Source organism: Mesorhizobium sp. M0909 (genome assembly GCF_040319515.1).
Classification (GTDB): Bacteria; Pseudomonadota; Alphaproteobacteria; order Rhizobiales; family Rhizobiaceae; genus Mesorhizobium.
Genome location: NZ_JAMYOA010000022.1, coordinates 50846 through 67853, shown reverse-complemented (window position 1 = coordinate 67853; position 17008 = coordinate 50846). Strand labels below are relative to the sequence as shown.

Annotated in this window: 20 protein-coding genes; 9 read left to right on the top strand and 11 right to left on the bottom strand. The window is 62.5% G+C overall.

The window, feature by feature from the left end:
- Window position 1 precedes the first annotated feature (1 nt).
- The 6 genes from dapE to dapD all read right to left on the bottom strand — a co-directional run bounded on the left by dapE (window position 2) and on the right by dapD (window position 4945).
- Window positions 2-1201 (bottom strand): succinyl-diaminopimelate desuccinylase, encoded by a 1200-nt coding sequence (dapE, locus tag NKH83_RS26455; protein WP_352808097.1) that lies wholly within the window; start codon window positions 1199-1201, stop codon window positions 2-4.
- Window positions 1202-1233: 32 nt separating this feature from the next.
- Window positions 1234-1470 carry a hypothetical protein gene (locus NKH83_RS26450; RefSeq protein ID WP_352701001.1) on the bottom strand — a complete coding sequence of 79 codons (237 nt, stop codon included), beginning with the start codon at window positions 1468-1470 and terminating at the stop codon, window positions 1234-1236.
- A gap of 68 nt (window positions 1471-1538) precedes the next feature.
- Window positions 1539-2639, bottom strand: coding sequence for a GGDEF domain-containing protein (locus NKH83_RS26445; protein WP_352808096.1), 1101 nt, complete (start codon window positions 2637-2639; stop codon window positions 1539-1541).
- A gap of 233 nt (window positions 2640-2872) precedes the next feature.
- Window positions 2873-3661 (bottom strand): hypothetical protein, encoded by a 789-nt coding sequence (locus NKH83_RS26440; RefSeq protein ID WP_352506027.1) that lies wholly within the window; start codon window positions 3659-3661, stop codon window positions 2873-2875.
- A gap of 21 nt (window positions 3662-3682) precedes the next feature.
- The gene (locus NKH83_RS26435; RefSeq protein WP_352477034.1) at window positions 3683-4060 is read right to left on the bottom strand and encodes a DUF805 domain-containing protein; all 378 of its coding nucleotides are present in this window, start codon (window positions 4058-4060) and stop codon (window positions 3683-3685) included.
- Between the two features lie 30 nt (window positions 4061-4090).
- Complete coding sequence (gene dapD, locus NKH83_RS26430) at window positions 4091-4945, bottom strand: 2,3,4,5-tetrahydropyridine-2,6-dicarboxylate N-succinyltransferase (protein ID WP_352477035.1); 855 nt, start codon at window positions 4943-4945, stop codon at window positions 4091-4093.
- Window positions 4946-5090: 145 nt separating this feature from the next.
- Between dapD and NKH83_RS26425 the strand changes: the two genes are divergently transcribed.
- Complete coding sequence (locus tag NKH83_RS26425) at window positions 5091-5930, top strand: LOG family protein (protein WP_352477036.1); 840 nt, start codon at window positions 5091-5093, stop codon at window positions 5928-5930.
- Window positions 5931-5963: 33 nt separating this feature from the next.
- Here the strand turns inward: NKH83_RS26425 and NKH83_RS26420 are convergent, their stop codons facing one another.
- On the bottom strand, window positions 5964-6671 hold the full coding sequence (locus NKH83_RS26420) for a pyrimidine 5'-nucleotidase (RefSeq protein ID WP_352477037.1): 708 nt from the start codon (window positions 6669-6671) through the stop codon (window positions 5964-5966).
- A 161-nt stretch (window positions 6672-6832) separates the two neighbouring features.
- On the opposite strand from NKH83_RS26420, the gene NKH83_RS26415 reads away from it, so the two are divergent.
- A complete protein-coding gene (locus NKH83_RS26415) occupies window positions 6833-7594 on the top strand; it encodes a GGDEF domain-containing protein (RefSeq protein ID WP_352477038.1) in 762 nt (253 codons plus the stop codon).
- A gap of 69 nt (window positions 7595-7663) precedes the next feature.
- Here NKH83_RS26415 and NKH83_RS26410 read toward each other — a convergent pair whose 3' ends face one another.
- Window positions 7664-7831 (bottom strand): hypothetical protein, encoded by a 168-nt coding sequence (locus tag NKH83_RS26410; RefSeq protein ID WP_352477039.1) that lies wholly within the window; start codon window positions 7829-7831, stop codon window positions 7664-7666.
- Between the two features lie 93 nt (window positions 7832-7924).
- Here NKH83_RS26410 and NKH83_RS26405 point away from each other — a divergent pair, with 93 nt between their 5' ends.
- A complete protein-coding gene (locus NKH83_RS26405; RefSeq protein WP_352808095.1) occupies window positions 7925-8425 on the top strand; it encodes a MarR family winged helix-turn-helix transcriptional regulator in 501 nt (166 codons plus the stop codon).
- On the opposite strand, the gene phhA is transcribed toward NKH83_RS26405, so the two are convergent.
- Window positions 8420-9253: a phenylalanine 4-monooxygenase gene (gene phhA, locus NKH83_RS26400; protein WP_254815886.1), complete on the bottom strand. Its 834-nt coding sequence runs from the start codon at window positions 9251-9253 to the stop codon at window positions 8420-8422. The genes NKH83_RS26405 and phhA overlap by 6 nt on opposite strands.
- A 140-nt stretch (window positions 9254-9393) precedes the next feature.
- Here phhA and NKH83_RS26395 point away from each other — a divergent pair, with 140 nt between their 5' ends.
- The gene (locus NKH83_RS26395; RefSeq protein ID WP_352477043.1) at window positions 9394-9870 is read left to right on the top strand and encodes an Lrp/AsnC family transcriptional regulator; all 477 of its coding nucleotides are present in this window, start codon (window positions 9394-9396) and stop codon (window positions 9868-9870) included.
- A 102-nt stretch (window positions 9871-9972) separates the two neighbouring features.
- Window positions 9973-11511 carry a magnesium-protoporphyrin IX monomethyl ester anaerobic oxidative cyclase gene (gene bchE / locus NKH83_RS26390; protein ID WP_352808094.1) on the top strand — a complete coding sequence of 513 codons (1539 nt, stop codon included), beginning with the start codon at window positions 9973-9975 and terminating at the stop codon, window positions 11509-11511.
- A 19-nt stretch (window positions 11512-11530) separates the two neighbouring features.
- Here the strand turns inward: bchE and argB are convergent, their stop codons facing one another.
- Both argB and NKH83_RS26380 read right to left on the bottom strand, forming a co-directional pair.
- Window positions 11531-12424: an acetylglutamate kinase gene (gene argB, locus NKH83_RS26385; RefSeq protein ID WP_023677482.1), complete on the bottom strand. Its 894-nt coding sequence runs from the start codon at window positions 12422-12424 to the stop codon at window positions 11531-11533.
- Window positions 12425-12580: 156 nt separating this feature from the next.
- Window positions 12581-14077, bottom strand: a complete 1497-nt coding sequence (locus NKH83_RS26380; protein ID WP_352477046.1) for an amidase — start codon at window positions 14075-14077, stop codon at window positions 12581-12583.
- A gap of 126 nt (window positions 14078-14203) precedes the next feature.
- Between NKH83_RS26380 and NKH83_RS26375 the strand changes: the two genes are divergently transcribed.
- The 4 genes from NKH83_RS26375 (at window position 14204) to msrB (ending at window position 16879) form a co-directional block, all read left to right on the top strand.
- Entirely contained in the window at window positions 14204-14743 is a 540-nt protein-coding gene (locus NKH83_RS26375; protein ID WP_352477047.1) for a sigma-70 family RNA polymerase sigma factor, read from the top strand.
- On the top strand, window positions 14740-15444 hold the full coding sequence (locus NKH83_RS26370; RefSeq protein WP_352477103.1) for an anti-sigma factor: 705 nt from the start codon (window positions 14740-14742) through the stop codon (window positions 15442-15444). Before NKH83_RS26375 ends, NKH83_RS26370 begins: the two co-directional genes overlap by 4 nt.
- Before the next feature lie 204 nt (window positions 15445-15648).
- Window positions 15649-16206 carry a fasciclin domain-containing protein gene (locus NKH83_RS26365; RefSeq protein ID WP_254815890.1) on the top strand — a complete coding sequence of 186 codons (558 nt, stop codon included), beginning with the start codon at window positions 15649-15651 and terminating at the stop codon, window positions 16204-16206.
- A gap of 172 nt (window positions 16207-16378) precedes the next feature.
- Entirely contained in the window at window positions 16379-16879 is a 501-nt protein-coding gene (gene msrB / locus NKH83_RS26360) for a peptide-methionine (R)-S-oxide reductase MsrB (protein WP_352477048.1), read from the top strand.
- Window positions 16880-17008 lie beyond the last annotated feature (129 nt).

Here is a 17008-nt window from a genome sequence, read left to right as displayed (position 1 = left end):
ACTAGGATATGTCCTGCGCAAACCAGTCTTCAACGAAGCGCAGATAAATCTGCGTCAGCGTCTCAAGGTCGGCAATCGCCACGCGTTCGTCGACCATGTGCATGGTCTTGCCGACAAGGCCAAATTCGACCACCGGACAATAATCCTTGATGAAGCGGGCATCGGAGGTGCCGCCGGAGGTGGAGAGCGCCGGCTTCCTGCCGGTCACCGCCTTGATCGAGCCGTAAAGCGTCTCGATCAACCTGTCGTCGCGTGTCAGAAAAACGTGGCTCGGTCCGTCGCGCCAAGCGATCTCGTAGTCGACCGGCGTCGTCTTGCCGGCGCGGTATTTCTTGCGTTTCGCCGCCCGGTCGAGGCGGTTGTGGATCTCGGCCTGGATCGTCTCGGCGGTCCATGTGTCGTTGAAGCGAATATTGAAGGTAGCCGCCGCCTTCGCCGGGATGACGTTGGTGGCAGGATTGCCGACATCGATGGAGGTCACCTCAAGATTGGTCGGCTGGAAATCCCCTGTTCCGTTGTCGAAGACGGGGTGAAGCAAGGCGTCGACCAGCGTCACCAGGCCGCGCACCGGGTTGTCGGCCAGCTGCGGATAGGCGGCGTGGCCCTGGCGGCCGTTGACGACGACCGTGCCCGATAGCGAGCCGCGCCGGCCGATCTTGATCATATCGCCGAGCGCGTCGGGATTGGTCGGCTCGCCGACGATCGCAGCATGCCATTTCTCGCCTTTGCCGGCCGCCCATTCGAGCAGTTTCGTCGTGCCGTTGATCGCCGGACCTTCCTCATCGCCGGTTATCAGCAGCGAGACCGACCCCTTCGGGCCGCCCTTCTGCGCGATGTGTCGCGCTACCGCCGCGACGAAACAAGCGATGCCGCCCTTCATGTCGACGGCGCCGCGGCCGAACATCTCGCCATTTGCGATGTCGGCGGCAAAGGGCGGGTGCGTCCAGGCTGTTTCATCGCCCACCGGCACGACATCGGTATGGCCGGCAAACATCAGATGCGGGCCGTTGCCGGAACGCCGCGCGTAAAGGTTCTCTATGTCAGGTGTGCCGGATTCGGAAAACACCGGGCGCTCGACGGCAAAGCCGAGCGGCTTCAACATTTCTTCCAGCGCGCTCAGCGCACCGCCTTCGGCGGGCGTCACGGAAGCGCAGCGGATGAGAGCAGCCAGATTTCTGGTCGGATCGGTAGGCAGCGTCATGGGCAAAGCGATAGTCGAAAGCGCAGGGACTGTCACGGCCAGACATAAGGGCCAGACATGCCGCCGACATTATGGTTTTCATGTCGTATGATTGCGGCAAGGCCTCTCGACCAGGGCAGGGCCATCGCATGATCACGCATGGCAAGACAATCGTAATCGCCGGTGCCGGCAGTATCGGCTGCTACGCCGGCGGCTGCCAGATACTTGCCGGGCGACAAATGGTTCTGCTGGCGGCCGGGCATCGAGAAGGCGCTGCAAGTAGCGGTCAAGAGCGGCGCGACGCAAGGCATGGCCGGCCGGGCAGGAGAGAAGCGGATCGCCTTGCCTGTCGCCGCCGTCAGATGGTAGCCCGCACAGGTGCCCAGTAACGGCCCTTGCCGGTGCGCTTGGCTTCGTAGAGCGCATGGTCGGAACAGGTGAGCAGGATTTCCGGATCGCCGCCGTCGGCGGGTGCGAAGGCGCTGCCGACGCTCAAGCCGACATGGATGGCGGAACCGACCCCGAGGTCGAAAGGCACCGAGACCTTTTCGATGGCCCGCTTTGCCAGGTAGGTGGCCTCGATCTCCGAGGTTGCGGGCAAAAGGATGACAAATTCATCGCCGCCAATGCGGAAGACCATGTCCCCCGGACGGAAGCCGCGCTTCAATCGTTCGGCCACCTTGCACAGCAGCACGTCGCCGACGGCGTGGCCAAAACGGTCGTTGACCTGTTTGAAACCGTCGAGATCCATGCTGAGCACTGCAAACGGCTTGCCGCCATTGGCGGCCGGCGCCGCAAGCTCGCGGCACATGTCGCGCAATTTCTCCTGCAGGAAGATGCGGTTTGGCAGGCCGGTCAGCGCGTCCTTGATGGCCAGGTCGCGATTGTCCAGTTCGGCGCGGATCATGCGGGCATTGATTGCGTGGTTCTGAAGCAGCACGATGATGACGCCAGCCACATAGAACGGCGTTTGAATTCCGACGATCGGCATTCCGGGCGCCGCAGAAAACAATGCACCGACCACGTAAGGCAGGCTTACGGCCAACATGACGAATATGGCGAAGCGCGGGGTCGCCGCATTGCGTGACGACACCACGCCGACGACGCCTGCGACATTCAAGGCGGCAAGTACGGAAAGCGCCATATTCCCGCTGGCAACACAGCCATAGCAGCCGAGGCCGAAGACGACCGACCAGACGCCGCTGGCTGCCATCAGGCCCGCCAGCGGCCCTTTGGAGCCGCGCGTGCGGGCCTGTTCGCATTCCCGCATCAACAGAACGCGGACGGTGAAAAGCATCAGGTCGGCGGTAATCCAGGCGTAGGGCCACCAATCCCCGGTGGCGAGAGCGGCGCTGACCGCAACCAACAGAACGCTGATGGTGCCGAACAGGACTGCGAATTTGCGGTCGAAGGTGGTGTCGAGAAGCCGCGCGCGGACAGCTTCCGGTTCCAATTTCATTGGCGAAGAGAACCAGGCAAACAGGCGAGCGCCGGCGCTCCACGTTTTGCGCGGCTCCTTGGTGATCAGGGATAGGTCGCTTGCCAGTCGAGCGCTCCGTGCCGGTCGACACAGTCTTCGCCGGCATGCTGGGCCAGGGTGATTAACATTCGCTTAGAGCATCTGGCGCAAAACCGGGCTTTCGGAACTCCGCGCTCTGTCGCTCTAGCGGATCTGCCGCCGGGTCGCCGGTTTTAGCTTGCCGGCCCCGGTCGTCTGCGGACTGCAGGCCGACGCGGCGGACCCGGCTCGGGATCGGTCTTCGCCGCACGTGCCGGCTGCCCATGAGGGGTTTCGATCAGCGTGATCTTCTGCCAGATCTTTCGCGAGAGGTTCGAAGCCAGGTTCTCGATGTCGTTGACGCCGTCGATGACCACGGCGTCATTCACCGATTGCGCGAACAGCGCGGCGATCTTGCCGGTGATCGACAGCATTTCGGAGCAGTAGTCGAGATAGCGGGCAAGGTCGGCGGCGTTGGTGATGCGGGCTGGCGAATGCGCAGTCGGCTTGAAACTGGGTGAAAGTGCGGCCGGATCCTTGGTCAGCTGGTGCATGTCGATGACATGGATCAGCGAACGCAACCCGTGGAGCTGGCGAAACACCCGCTTGCGCTTGATCCGCTCCTCGGAGCGAATCAGGGCCAGGAAGCCCAGCACCGCGAGGATGATCACGTTGAGGGAGGCTTCGATTCCTTGCACCGACTGGAAGGCATCGTGGTTTCCCGAGATGCGGCCGAGCGGCAGGATTGTGCCGACGAACAGGAACATCAGCGCTCCGGCGACGAAGGCGGCGATGATGAGGCCGCGCAGCCACCAGATCGGCGCCTCCAGCGCCTTGGCTGCCTTTGCCAGATCGCGCGACAGCGACACCAGCTCGGCGGCGACGCCACGCAAGCCTGCATCGGGAAAGCGCTCGGCGACGCGCCCTTCCAGCCGTTCGGCGGTTTCGAGGATCAGTTTCGGATCAAGCGAGCGGTAGCGCATGACGAAATGTCCGATCGGCGCTCAGGGTTCAGCCGGGGCATTGGTGCGCTTGCCGTAGCGGTTGGGGCCGGGTTGCCCTGGAAACAGGCAAAGCACGAGGAAAGCGATGATCGAGACAACCGGCACGAAAAGCACCAGCGCCGCAACGCCCGGCTTGTCGAGGTCGTGCAACCGCTTGACCGCCAGCACCACGTTCGACCAAAGCGAGGCAATGAAGGCGATGAAGAAAATAAACGACCACATGTTGCTCTCGGTGGTGCCTTCCGGCACCAGCGTGAAACGGTAGAGCGGGAAGGCCTGTACGATGGCCACCAGCAATCCTCCAAGAAAATAGGCCGCGCGGCTGACGCGGCCCGAAGCTTTGAAGAAAAGCCAGATGAGGTCTGATCTATCAGGCAAGCGAATTCCGTCCGTATTCGTTGAGAAAGATCAAGCGCGCAGCAATTCGTTGATCGATGTCTTGGAACGGGTTCTGGCGTCGACCCGCTTGACGATGACGGCGCAGTAGAGGCTGGGGCCGGGCTCGTTGTTTGGAAAAGGCTTGCCGGGCAGCGAGCCGGCGACGACGACGGAATTAGGCGGCACCTCGCCGTAGAAGATCTCGCCGGTGGCGCGGTCGACGATCTTGGTCGACTGGCCGATGAAGACGCCCATGCCGAGCACCGAGCCTTCGCGCACAATGCAGCCTTCGACCACTTCGGAACGGGCGCCGATGAAACAGTTGTCCTCGATGATGGTGGGACCCGCCTGCATCGGCTCCAGCACACCGCCGATGCCGACACCGCCCGACAGATGCACATTCTTGCCGATCTGGGCGCAGGAGCCGACCGAAGCCCAGGTGTCGACCATGGTGCCGCTGTCGACATAGGCGCCGACATTGACGAAGGACGGCATCAGCACGGCGCCCGGCGCGACATAGGCGGAGCGGCGCACGATCGACGACGGCACGGCGCGGAAGCCGGCCTTCTCGAAATCGACGGCGCTCCAGCCGTCGAACTTCGAGGGCACCTTGTCCCACCAAACCGCCTGACCGGGACCACCCTTGATGATCTCCATCGGGTTGAGCCGGAAGGACAGCAGCACCGCTTTTTTCAGCCACTGGTTGACGTGCCATTTGCCGTCGGCCTGCCGCTCGGCGACGCGGGCGACGCCCCGGTCGAGCAGGTCGAGCGCCGATTGGATGGCCTCGCGCGTCTCGCCGCGGGTTGCGGTCGAAATCGTGTCGCGTTCCTCGAAGGCGTTCTCGATGATCTCCTCGAGGCTCGCGAGATCGTGCTTCGACATGAATTCGCTCCATTACCAAGCTGTTAAGGGCCGGCGCCTTAACCTGTTTGAAAGTCGCGCGGACCCTATGTGAAGGCTTGGGGAGGGTCAATCGCGGCAGCGTCACGGGACGGCGCAAGTGAATGATTGGACGGGTAAAGCAAATATGACTCCCATGGAAAAGGCGGGATGGACGCCGCTGCCGCATTCGGACGAGGATCTGGAGCGGTCGAGAAGCGTGCCGGACACGCCGCAAACGCGCGCGGAGACATATCGGCTGGCCTGGAACGACCCCGATTTCATGACGCGGCGCGAGTTGCGCGCGGTCAGGCTGCAGCTCGAACTGCTGAAACCGGAGATGATCCTGGCCGAGCGCGGCATCCAATCGACCGTCATCCTGTTCGGCGGCGCCCGCATTCCCGAGCCCGGCGGCGAAGCCTGGGCGGCCAAGAACGAGACGCAGAAGAAGAACCTCGAGCAAAACAGCAAATATTACGAGGAGGCGCGCAAATTCGCCCGCCTCTGCTCACAGCAGTCGGCCACCTCGTACTATCGCGAATTCGTCGTGGTGACCGGCGGCGGGCCGGGCGTCATGGAGGCCGGCAATCGTGGCGCCGACGATGTTGGCGCGCCGTCGATCGGTCTCAACATCGTGCTGCCGCACGAGCAGGCGCCAAACGCCTACGTGACGCCGGAACTCTGCTTCAACTTCCACTATTTCGCGGTCCGCAAGATGCATTTTGTCATGCGTGCCAAGGCCGTTGCGGTATTTCCCGGCGGCTTCGGCACGATGGACGAGTTCTTCGAAACGCTGACCCTGATCCAGACCGGCCGCATGGAACGCGTGCCGGTCATTCTGTTCGGCAAGGCTTTCTGGGAAAGGGCAATCGACCTCGATTTCCTCGCCGAGCAAGGCACGATCACTCCCGGCGACCAGGATATCATCGATTTTGTCGAGACCGCCGACGAGGCCTGGGGGATCGTCAGCCGCTTCTATAAACTTTGACAAGCAAGCAGGACTTGAAGCGCGCAGGCTGCCTCAAGCAGGGACTTCGACGATCGCCGTGAGAAAGCCGGCGAGATCGTCGGTGACGAAGTCCACATCATCCTCGTTGGCCGGGTCGCGTTCCCAAATTTCCGAGAAGGTCGGCTCGAAATTGCGCGGCACCACCAGCACCGTGGTCATGCCCAGCGATTTCGGTACCGACAGGTTGCGGGCGAGATCTTCGAACATCACCGCATTTTGCCCGGTAACGGCATGGAGTTCGGCAAATCTCTCATAGGATTGCCGCGCCGGCTTGGGGTTCAGTCCGGCTGCGACGATATCGAAAATATCGTCGAAATGCTCGAGAATGCCCAGCTGCCGCGCGGTGCGTTCGGCATGCCGGCGATCGCCATTGGTGAAGATGAATTTACGGCCGGGAAGCTGGCGAATGGCGGTGCCGAGGACGGGATCGGGCACCAGCCAAGAATAATCGATGTCGTGCACTTTCTCGAGAAAATCGTCGGGGTCGATGCCGTGGCGCGTCATCAATCCGTTCAGTGTCGTGCCGTATTCGCGGTAGAGCTCCTTTTGCAGCTTGCGTGCTTCCTCGCGCGGCAGCGTCAGCAATTCTCCGACGTAGGCGGTCATCTTCACATCGATCTGCGAGAACAGATTCGAATGGTGCGGGTAAAGCGTGTTGTCGAGATCGAACACCCAGTCGGTGACATGGGCAAAGCGGGCGGGGTCGGGAAGTGTGGTCATACCGTCCTTATGGCACGAAACGATCTTTCTAACAGGAGGTTTATCCACAACCTATGCGCGCCAAGAGTGGTGAAAATGGCGAAACGATTAACATTTTAAGCATCGCCGAAAGGTGGCATTCAGCGCTTGCTGACACCAAGACGGAGCAGTGGGAGCCAGCGATGAATCACATATTTCTAAAGTCTGCCGCCATCGCTTTCGCCTCCGTCGCCGCCTCGCTTCTGCTGACGCTGATCGTTGTGCCGGCGATGGGATTTTCGATCAATCGCACCATCTGGCTGGCATCCACCCTGTGCCCACTCGTTCTGGCCTGGGGCGCCGGCGCCTATGCATTCTGGCAAAGCGAAAGGGTGAAGAACGCGCACCGCGACCTTGCTCGCAATCATGCCCAGCTTGCAGCCGCGCACCGGCGCCTGGCGGACAAGGCGAGCCGCGACGACATGACCGGCATGCTCAACCGCGAAAGTTTCTTTGCCGCCCTCGACGGCTCTCGGCGTAAGTCCGATCGCGGGGCATTGCTGATCGTCGATGCCGACCATTTCAAGACCATCAACGACAGCTACGGCCATCTGATCGGCGACGATGCGCTGCTCCTGATCGCAAAGGCGATAGAGCGTGGCGTGCGCAGCGGCGACGTGCTTGGGCGCATCGGCGGCGAGGAATTCTGCGCCCTTCTGATTGGTGCCACCGAACACGAGGCCAGGCGCGTCGCCGATCGCATCCGCCGTGAGGTCGAGCGTATCCGTTTCCGGCCCGTCGACGAACGAACGGTTCCGCTGACAGTCAGTATTGGCGGCATCACCTGCGGCAGGGACGCCGCAGTGTCGGAGCTGATGCGCGCCGCCGACCAGCGGCTTTACGAGGCCAAGCATCGCGGCCGCAATCTGTCGATCATCGACCGCGATATTTCCGAAGCCGCCTGAGTTCGGCCCTGAGCCTTCCGCTGGGAGAGTTCCACCCTGTCTGCATTCAACCGCGCCGTGGCCAGACTGTCAAAATCCGAGTATGGCGATGCGGAACAGCAGGGCGGCGGCCGCCAGTGCGACCAGAGCGATGCCAAGGCCAATGGGAGAGCCCCAGCCATACCACTCCATCGCCAGCTTGGCGTATTTGAACTCCTCAGCCGGTGTGAGTGAGCCGCGCGTCGGGGTCTGATTCATTTTTCACTCCCTGCAGGCTGCGATAGGCCTTGCCTTGTGCCCGATGCAGCACATTACTATAATAGCCATAATGTTAGGCGGATTGATAGTTAGATGATCGAAATAAATTCGTCAAGCATGAATCGGGCAGACATGAAGACCGCTATCAGCCTTGCCATTATGGGCTGGCAGGACGCGACGCAGGCTTATGACGACGCAGTGGGCGATAGGCTTGGGCTGAGCATGGCGGAACGCCATTGCTTGGCGCTGCTCTATGGCGGCCCGCGATCGGCTGGCGAGGTCGCGGCCGCAACAGGGTTGACGCCGGCTGCGGTCACCGCGCTGATCGACCGGCTGGAAGCGCGCGGCCTGCTGACACGAACGCGCAGCCTCGAGGACAGGCGCAAGGTGGTCATAGAGGCGACGGAACTCACGCGAGAACTATCGACGCGCTATTATGGCGCGATCGCGCAGGAGGGGGAAAAGGTGATCGCCACATTCAGCGACATTGAACTCGCCACGATCCTGCGCTTCGTCACGGCATCCCTCGACCTTCAGCGCGACCAACTGGCCCGGCTGAAGGCCGAGGCGTTGAAAACAACCGACACCCTATAGGCTCGCCGGGTCGAGCGCTGGCTCGCCTTTGCGGCGCGCCACGATCGCCGCAAGATCGGCGGTCTCGAAAGCATCACGCAGGGCGTCGAACGACGGCAGCACGAAATAGGCACGCTGGAACTTGTCGATCTCGTAGCCGGTGCGCATTACGGTTTCCAAGTCGAAGGGAACATGGTGCGCCTCGCCGCCTTCGACCGCGAACTGAAGCTCTGTGAAGGATGACATCAGCCCAGCGCCGAAAGCCTTCAGCGGCTGGCCCGGCTCGCGTATCAGGCCGTATTCGACGGTGTACCAGTAAAGCCTGGTGATCATCTCGTCGCCGCCGAGCGCAATCACGCTATCGGCCTTCTTGCCATACATCTGCATGAAGTCGGCAAAGACCGGCTGCGTCAGGATCGGCACGTGACCGAAGAAATCGTGGAACATGTCGGGCTCGACAATGTAGTCGAGCTCCTTTTGGGTTCGCAGCCAGTTGGTGACCGGGAAGCGGCGGTTGGCGAGATGGTCGAAGAACGGCTGGGCGGGGATGAGCCCCGGCACGGCGACGATCTCCCAGCCGGTGAACTTGCGCAGCTTCTCGCTGACCGCACCGAAATCCGGGATCTTGTCGAGAAGGCCGAGTGCCGCGACGCCGTCGAGGTAGGAGTGGTGGGCCAGCTTCCTGGTCAGCTTCGTCTGGCGGTCGCACAGCGTGCGCCACACCGCCTGTTCTTCGTCGCTATAATTGTAGCCCTGCGCCACGGTGAAATCGGCACGGCAGACGGAATAATCGCCGCGAAGGCCTCGCGCCGCGCATTCGCGGGCATAGTCGGCAACGTTCATTGTCATGGCTTGCTCTCCCTGGAAATCATGACCAGCGAACTGCCGGAAATTCTAGCCGGATCACGCGAGGCAAATCAGCTTTGATGGTGGCTCAAATGCAGGGTTGGAGGTAAAAGACTCCACGATCGAGCTTTGGGAGAGTGAAAATGCCTCAATTTGACGAATTCGAGATCAAGATGCTCGACATCCTGCAGCGCGACGGGCGCAAGCCGGTATCGGAATTGGCGCAGCAGATCGGCCTGTCGACGACACCTTGCGCGCGGCGCTTCGAGGCTCTTCAGCAGGCGGGCATCATAAAAGGCTTCGCCGCGATACTCAGCCGCCGCGCCGTCGGTCTGATGGTCGAAGTGTTCATCCAGGTGCGCCTCGTGACCCACAGCGACGGCTCGCCCGAAACCTTTATCGCCGCCGTGCAGCGCATGGACGAGGTGTCGTCGTGCTGGACGATGACTGGAGACTACGATTTCCTGCTGCATGTCATGGTGCCGTCGGTCGACGAACTCAATGCCTTCGTCATGCACCGGCTGATGCGGCTCGAAGGCGTGCGCGACGTCCACACGCAGCTTGTGCTGCAGAACATCAAGGGACCCGGCCATGTGCCGCTGGCACATCTCAGACGATAGGCATTTCTGCGGAAAAGCTGCACACAAACTGCTGAAGCGAGCCAATCTCCGGAACTAGATCGCCGACTACGACATGCGGACCGCCATCGCATAAGGCCCGCCATGAAAATCGTCCTGATCAACCCGCCGCATACCGCCATCGGCAGCCGTGTGCCGGACGACCATCTGCCGCCGCTCGGTTTGCTGGCACTGGGCGGTCCGCTGATCGACGCGGGACATCAAGTGCGGCTTGTGGACGCCGAATTCGGGCCGATGGCGCTTGCCATGCTGGTCCGGGACGCCTTGAGCGACCATCCCGACTGCATTCTGATCGGCCATTCCGGCTCGACCTCTGCGCATCCGACAGCCCTGCTGATCGCCGGCATGGTCAAGGACATCCAGCCGGCGACAATCCTGATCTATGGCGGCGTGTTTCCGACCTATCATTGGCGCGACATACTGGCTGAAACGAATGTTTTCGACTTTATCGTGCGCGGCGAGGGCGAGGCGACCATCGTCGCGCTGGTCGAAGCGCTTGAGAAACGCAAGCCGCTGTCGGATGTGGCGGGCATCGCCTTTCCTGACGATTTGCGCCGGCCCTTTGCAACCCGGCCGGCAAGAACGATCACCAACCTCGACGACTACCGCATCGGCTGGGAACTGATCGACTTCAGTCGTTACAGCTATTGGGGAGGCAAGCGCGCGGTGGTCATGCAGTTCTCGCGAGGCTGTCCGCATCTGTGCAACTATTGCGGCCAGCGCGGCTTCTGGACGCGCTGGCGGCACCGCGACCCCATGAAATTCGCGCGGGAGATTGCCTGGCTATACCGCGAGCATGGTGTCGAGCTGATCAACCTTGCCGACGAGAACCCGACGTCTTCCAAAAAAGCCTGGCGCGCCTTTCTCGACGCGATGATCGCCGAGAATGTGCCGGTGCTGATCGTCGGCTCCACCCGCGCCGATGACATCGTCCGCGACGCCGACAGCCTGCATCTCTATCGCAAGGCCGGCGTCATCCGCTGGCCGCTTGGCATGGAAAATACCGACCAGCAGACGCTTGCATTGATTCGCAAGGGCGGCAGCACCTCATCCGACCGCGAGGCGATACGGCTGCTGCGCCTCAACGGCATCTTGTCGATGGCGACCTGGGTGGCCGGTTTCGAGGACGAAAGCTTGCGCGACCTCTGGCGCGGCTTCCGCCAACTGATCGCTTATGACCCTGACCAGATCCAGGCACTCTACGTGACGCCGCATCGCTGGACGCCGTTCTTCAGGATTGCCAGGGACCGCAAGGTGATCCAGCTGGACGCCCGCCTGTGGGACTACAAGCATCAGGTGCTGCAGATGACCCGCCTCAAGCCGTGGATGTTGTTCTTCGCCGTCAAGCTGATCGAACTGGCGGTGCAGTCGCGGCCCAAGGCGTTGGCGCGTATCCTGTTCCACAAGGATCCGGAGCAACGGCATTCGATGCGCTGGTACACCAAAATGGGCCGCCGCGTCTGGTTCCGCGAAGTCTGGGGCTTTCTGGTTCGCGACCGCCGCCTGAAACATGGCCCGACGCTCGCCGAATTCTGGGGCTCGCCGCAAGACGAGGAAGAGGAATCGATGGTTGTCGAACGCCTGCCGCGTCAGTCCGTGACCGCTATTTCGCCAAACGCTTGAGCCCCTCAGACACCCGGCCTCACGGCACGATTAGCGTGCCGGCGCCGTGTTCGGTGAACAGCTCGAGCAGCACCGCATGCGGCGTCTTGCCGTTAAGGATGACGACGCCTGCGACGCCCCGCTCGATTGCCTCGATGCAGGTCTCGACTTTGGGGATCATGCCGCCCGAGACCGTGCCGTCCTTGATCAGGGCCTTGGCCTCGGCCACCGTCAGCTCGTCGATCAGCTTCTTGTCCTTGTCGAGCACGCCGGGCACGTCGGTAAGGAACAGCAGGCGCGTCGCCTGGCAGGCGCCGGCGATGGCGCCGGCAAAAGTGTCGGCGTTGATGTTGTAGGTATGGCCGTCGCGGCCGGGCGCTACCGGCGCCAGCACCGGGATCATTTCGGACCGCGCCAGGAGGTCGAGCAATGTGCGGTCGACCTCGACAGGCTCACCAACGAAGCCCAGGTCGAGCACCCGCTCGATGTTGGAATCCGGATCGATCATGGTCTTGCGCGCTTTTTCGGCAAACACCATGTTGCCGTCCTTGCCGCACAGGCCGATCGCCCACTCGCCCTCGGCATTGATCAGCGCGACGATCTCCTTGTTGATCGACCCGGCCAGCACCATCTCGACAATCTCGACGGTCTTCTGGTCGGTGACGCGCAAGCCGCCCTCGAATTTGGATTCGATGCCCATCTTGCTGAGCATGGCGCCGATCTGCGGCCCACCGCCATGCACGACGATCGGGTTGACGCCGGATTGTTTCAAAAGTGCGATGTCGCGGGCGAAAGCCTTGCCGAGCGCGATGTCGCCCATCGCGTGGCCGCCATATTTCACCACGACCGTCTTGTTCTCGTAGCGTTGCATATAGGGCAGCGCTCTTGAAAGCAGCGCGGCCTGCATTTCGGCGGTGGCGGCGACATCCGTCATCGGCGTGGTTCCCAGCTTGGCATGAACGGCGGCGTCTTAGCGGGAATTGGACGAGGGGGCAAACGGCTTTGCTGTCACGATCGATCAAATCGGTACTACTATTTGTTTGACCATGATCTTGTCCGAAAACCGGTTCCCACCTTTCGGGATCATGGTCTATGCCGGCACCTGCAGCGGCGCCCGCCGTCCCGGCCAGCCCGAGATCTTTTCCATCTGCGCGGCAAACGACAAAAGCGTTTCCTCGTCGCCGGGGCGGCCGGCGGCCTGGACGCCGAGCGGCAGGCCGGCATCGGTGACGTAGACCGGAAGCGTGATCGACGGTTGCCCGCTGACGTTCTGGATCGCCGGCCAGTGGGTGAACCAGAGGCTCTTGTCCATCAGCTGGCCGAATAGCGGCTTGAACTTCAGCAGGCCGGCGAGGCGCAGTCTGTCCAGGACATTCTCGATGAATTCGTCGACGCCTTTCGGGTCCATGGTGCCGCAGGCGAGCGGCGGGTGCGCGATGACAGGCATCAGCACCGCATCATAGCGCGCGGTTTCGGTGATAAGCCGGCGCGAGGCGGCGTGCAGCCGCTGCAGGCCGGCGTAGATTTCGCCGGCCGAGAGGATTTCACCGAACCGGCTCATTACGCGCGTGGCGCGTTCGATGTCGCCTGAGATGGAGCGGCCGACGCGCAAGGCCTCGGCACGCATCGTGCCGGCCACCGCCGCGGCGACGGTTCTGGCGAAATCGGCGATGAAATCGCGATCGATATAGGGCAGGTCGATCTCCTCGATGCTGTGCCCGCCTTCGCGCGCCAGCGCGATCGCCGCATCCAGAGCTTTCAACGTCTCTTCCGATATCGGCAGGCCGAGCGGCGATTTTCGATAGAAGGCGAGCTTGAGCTTGCCCGGATCGCGCCCGGCCGCCGCAGCAAAACTGCCGGTCGGCGACGGTGCCGCGTAGGGCGACAGCGGGTCGGGCCCGTGGGTCAGGTCGAGCAGCAGCGCCGTATCGCGCACCGAGCGGGCCAACGCATGGTCGACGACGAAGCCGTACCAGCTTTCGGTGACGAGCGGTGTCAAGGGCACGCGGCCGCGCGAGGTTTTCAGCCCGACCAGCCCGGTACAGGCAGCAGGCACCCTGATCGAGCCGCCGCCGTCCGAGGCGTGCGCCACCGGCACGACGCCGGCCGCGACCAGGGCAGCCGCACCGCCCGAGGAACCGCCGGTCGTGTGCGCGGTGTCCCATGGATTGCGGGTGACGCCGTAAGCCACCGACTCGGTCACCAGCCTCAGTCCGTGTTCGGGTGCGGTGCTGGTGGCGATCGGGATCAGGCCGGCAGCCAGATAGCGTTCCGTCATGACCGAGTTGAAATCGGGGGTGAAAGCCGGGATGCGGCTACCGCCATGCGTCGGCACGCCCTTCATGGCGATGCCGAGGTCCTTCAGCGCAAAGGGCACTCCGGCAAGCGGCAGCTTGTGGTCGACGGTTTTCGCGCGCGCCCGCGCCGCCTCAAAAAGCGGTTCGGCAATGGCGTTGATCTCCGGCCGGGTGGCCTCGGCCCGGGCGATCGCCGCATCGACGAGATCTTGCGGTGTGAGCTCTCCATTGTGCACGAGTGCGGCCTGGCCGGTTGCGTCATGCTCCCAAAGAACCCGCTCGATCGACATGGTCGCCCTCCCGCTCATGGCAAGCTAGCGGGCGGCGATTTCATTGGCAATCGAGGCTGGGGCTGCCGGTGCGCAAGACCATTTCAGTCGTTGCAAATACATTGCAATCGCCTAATTTGGCGGCCGATGACGCCGCAGGACATCAGCAACCTGATTGTCCGGACTTCGATGAAGGACCGGGCTGCGTTCGATCTGCTCTACCGGCAGACCAGCGCGAAACTTTTCGGCGTCTGCCTTCGTGTATTGAAGGATCGGGGAGATGCAGAAGAGGCGCTTCAAGAGATCTTCGTCAAGATATGGACGAAGGCGGACCGTTTCGCCGTTTCGGATCTGAGCCCGATCTCCTGGCTGGTGGCCATTGCGCGCAATCATGCGATCGATCGGATCAGAGCGCGGCGAGAGCCTGCCGCCTATATCGATGCCGCGCTCGACGTGGCCGATCCGGCGCCGGGGCCGGAGGCCATGGCCGTGGCGGGCAGTGAGTCCGGACGCATCTACCATTGTCTCGAGAAGTTGGAGAGTAACCGGGCGGCGGCCGTCCGGGGCGCCTATCTGGATGGCAAAAGCTATGCCGAGCTGGCGGAGCGCTATGGCGTACCGCTGAACACGATGCGGACCTGGCTGCGTCGCAGCCTGTTGAAACTGAGAGAATGCCTGGAAAGATGACGCTGGCTGACGACAATGGACCGGAACGTGGGGGCGACGACCTGTTCGCCGCCGAGTACGTTCTTGGCGTGCTGGCCGCCGATGAACGCGAGATCGCGTCGCGCCGCATCGATGCGGACGCCGCCTTCGCGCGCCTTGTCGATAGCTGGGAGGCGCATCTTTCGCCGATGGCCGCTGCCTATCCGGAGACAGAGCCTCCGATCAGGGTCAAGGAAGCATTGGACCGCCGGCTGTTCGCTGCAGAGCCGCGCGCCGGCCTCTGGTCGAGCCTTGGCTTCTGGCGCGGTCTTGCCGCCGTCGCCATTGCAGCGCTGGCGATCTACATCGCCGTGCCTTACTTCCGCCCGCCCACCGAACCGCCGCAGACGCGGCTTGTCGCCTCGCTGGCGGCCGAAGGCAGCGACGTCAAATATCTCGTTGTCTACGATGCCGCCCGTCACGAGGTCGGTCTTTCCCACGTTTCCGGCGAGCGGGCCGCCGGCAAGGACTTCGAATTGTGGATGATCGAAGGCAAGAAGGCGCCGGTGTCGATGGGCGTCATCCCGGCCGGTGCGACCGCGCATTTGGCCATCCCGCCCGCCGTTCAGGAGAAGTTGGCGCAAGGCGCCGTGCTTGCGGTCAGCGTTGAGCCTGCCGGCGGTTCACCGACCGGCCAGCCGACTGGACCGGTGGTCGCAGCGGGCGATCTGAAGAGCATCTGACCGCTTCTCATCTCCCGGAAGCAGACCTGAAAATCTATCTTCCGCGATTTAAACGCCTGCAAAGCTTGTTGGTGGTTGTCGATCCGCGCCGGGAAAATTTCAGCGGCACAATTTTTTGCGGAGAGGACGAAACTCAGGATTTTCCATCGCGTATCTCCTTGCGTTCCCGAATGAGGGGAATGATAACCCGAGGAGATTGAAATTATGCGTAAATTCGCCACCCTTTTGCTTGCCGGCACGGTCGCCATTTCTGCGCTCGCCACCATTGCCTATGCCCAAAATCCAATGGTCGGCGGCGCCGCCATGTATGCCCAGAAAAACATCGTCGAAAATGCGGTCAACTCGAAGGACCACACGACGCTGGTCGCTGCCGTCAAGGCGGGCGGCCTGGTCGATACGCTGCAAGGCGCCGGCCCCTTCACCGTGTTCGCGCCGACCAACGAGGCCTTTGCGGCACTTCCAGCCGGCACGGTGGAGACGCTGCTCAAGCCTGAAAACAAGGACAAGCTGGTCAAGATCCTGACCTGCCATGTCATCGGCGCCAAAGCGATGGCCGCCGACGTCGCCAAGATGGTCAAGCACGACGGCGGCACGCACAAGGTCAAGACGGTCGGTGGTTGCGAACTGTCGCTCAAGACCGACGGCGGCAAGGTCACCGTGACCGACGAGAACGGCAACGTCGCCAATGTGACCATCGCCGATGTCGAACAGTCCAACGGCGTCATCCACGTCGTCGACAAGGTTCTCCTGCCGAAGATGTAACAAACGCACGCTGCCGGCGAAGATATCGCTAGGGGCCTCCCTGCGCACACTCCGCGCCGTTCACGCAAGATGGATAGGCGCGGAGTCCCGCTTTGAGGACAGCGATCGTCACCGGCTTTTGATTTCCGTGTGGCGGTCGAATTTGGCACAAGCAGTAACAGGAGGAATGGCCATGAACCGTCGCGAGCTTCTTTTGAGTGGTGCGGCAGCCATTGGCGTTGTCGCAGGCGCCACCGCGCTGCGCATGGGCGGAGCCCAGGATGCACGCGCGGCCGAGACTTTCGAGGTTACCAAGACCGAGGCCGAGTGGCGCGCCATCCTGTCCGACGCGGCCTTCAATGTGCTGCGCAAGGAGGGCACCGAATATCCGGGCACCAGTCCGCTGCTCAACGAGCACCGCAAAGGCATCTTCGCTTGCGCCGGCTGCGGCCTGCCGGTCTATTCGTCTGAGACCAAGTTCGATTCCGGCACAGGCTGGCCGAGCTTCTGGCAGGAAATCCCGAATTCCATCGGCAAGACCGTGGACAGGTCGTTGGGCATGACCCGCACCGAGGTCCATTGTCGCCGCTGCGGCGGCCATCTCGGCCACGTCTTCGACGACGGTCCGCCGCCGACCGGGTTGCGACACTGCATCAATGGCGTCGCCTTGACCTTTAAGCCGGCGACGGCGTGAGGACGGCCGCGCCCCTTACTTTGTCGGAGCGCGCTAGAGCATCGGACCCAAAAGTGCGAAGCGGTTTTGGGAAAATCCGATGCTCAAACAAAAAGTTGGAGCGGTGGAGTGTCCGCCGCTCCAAGACTT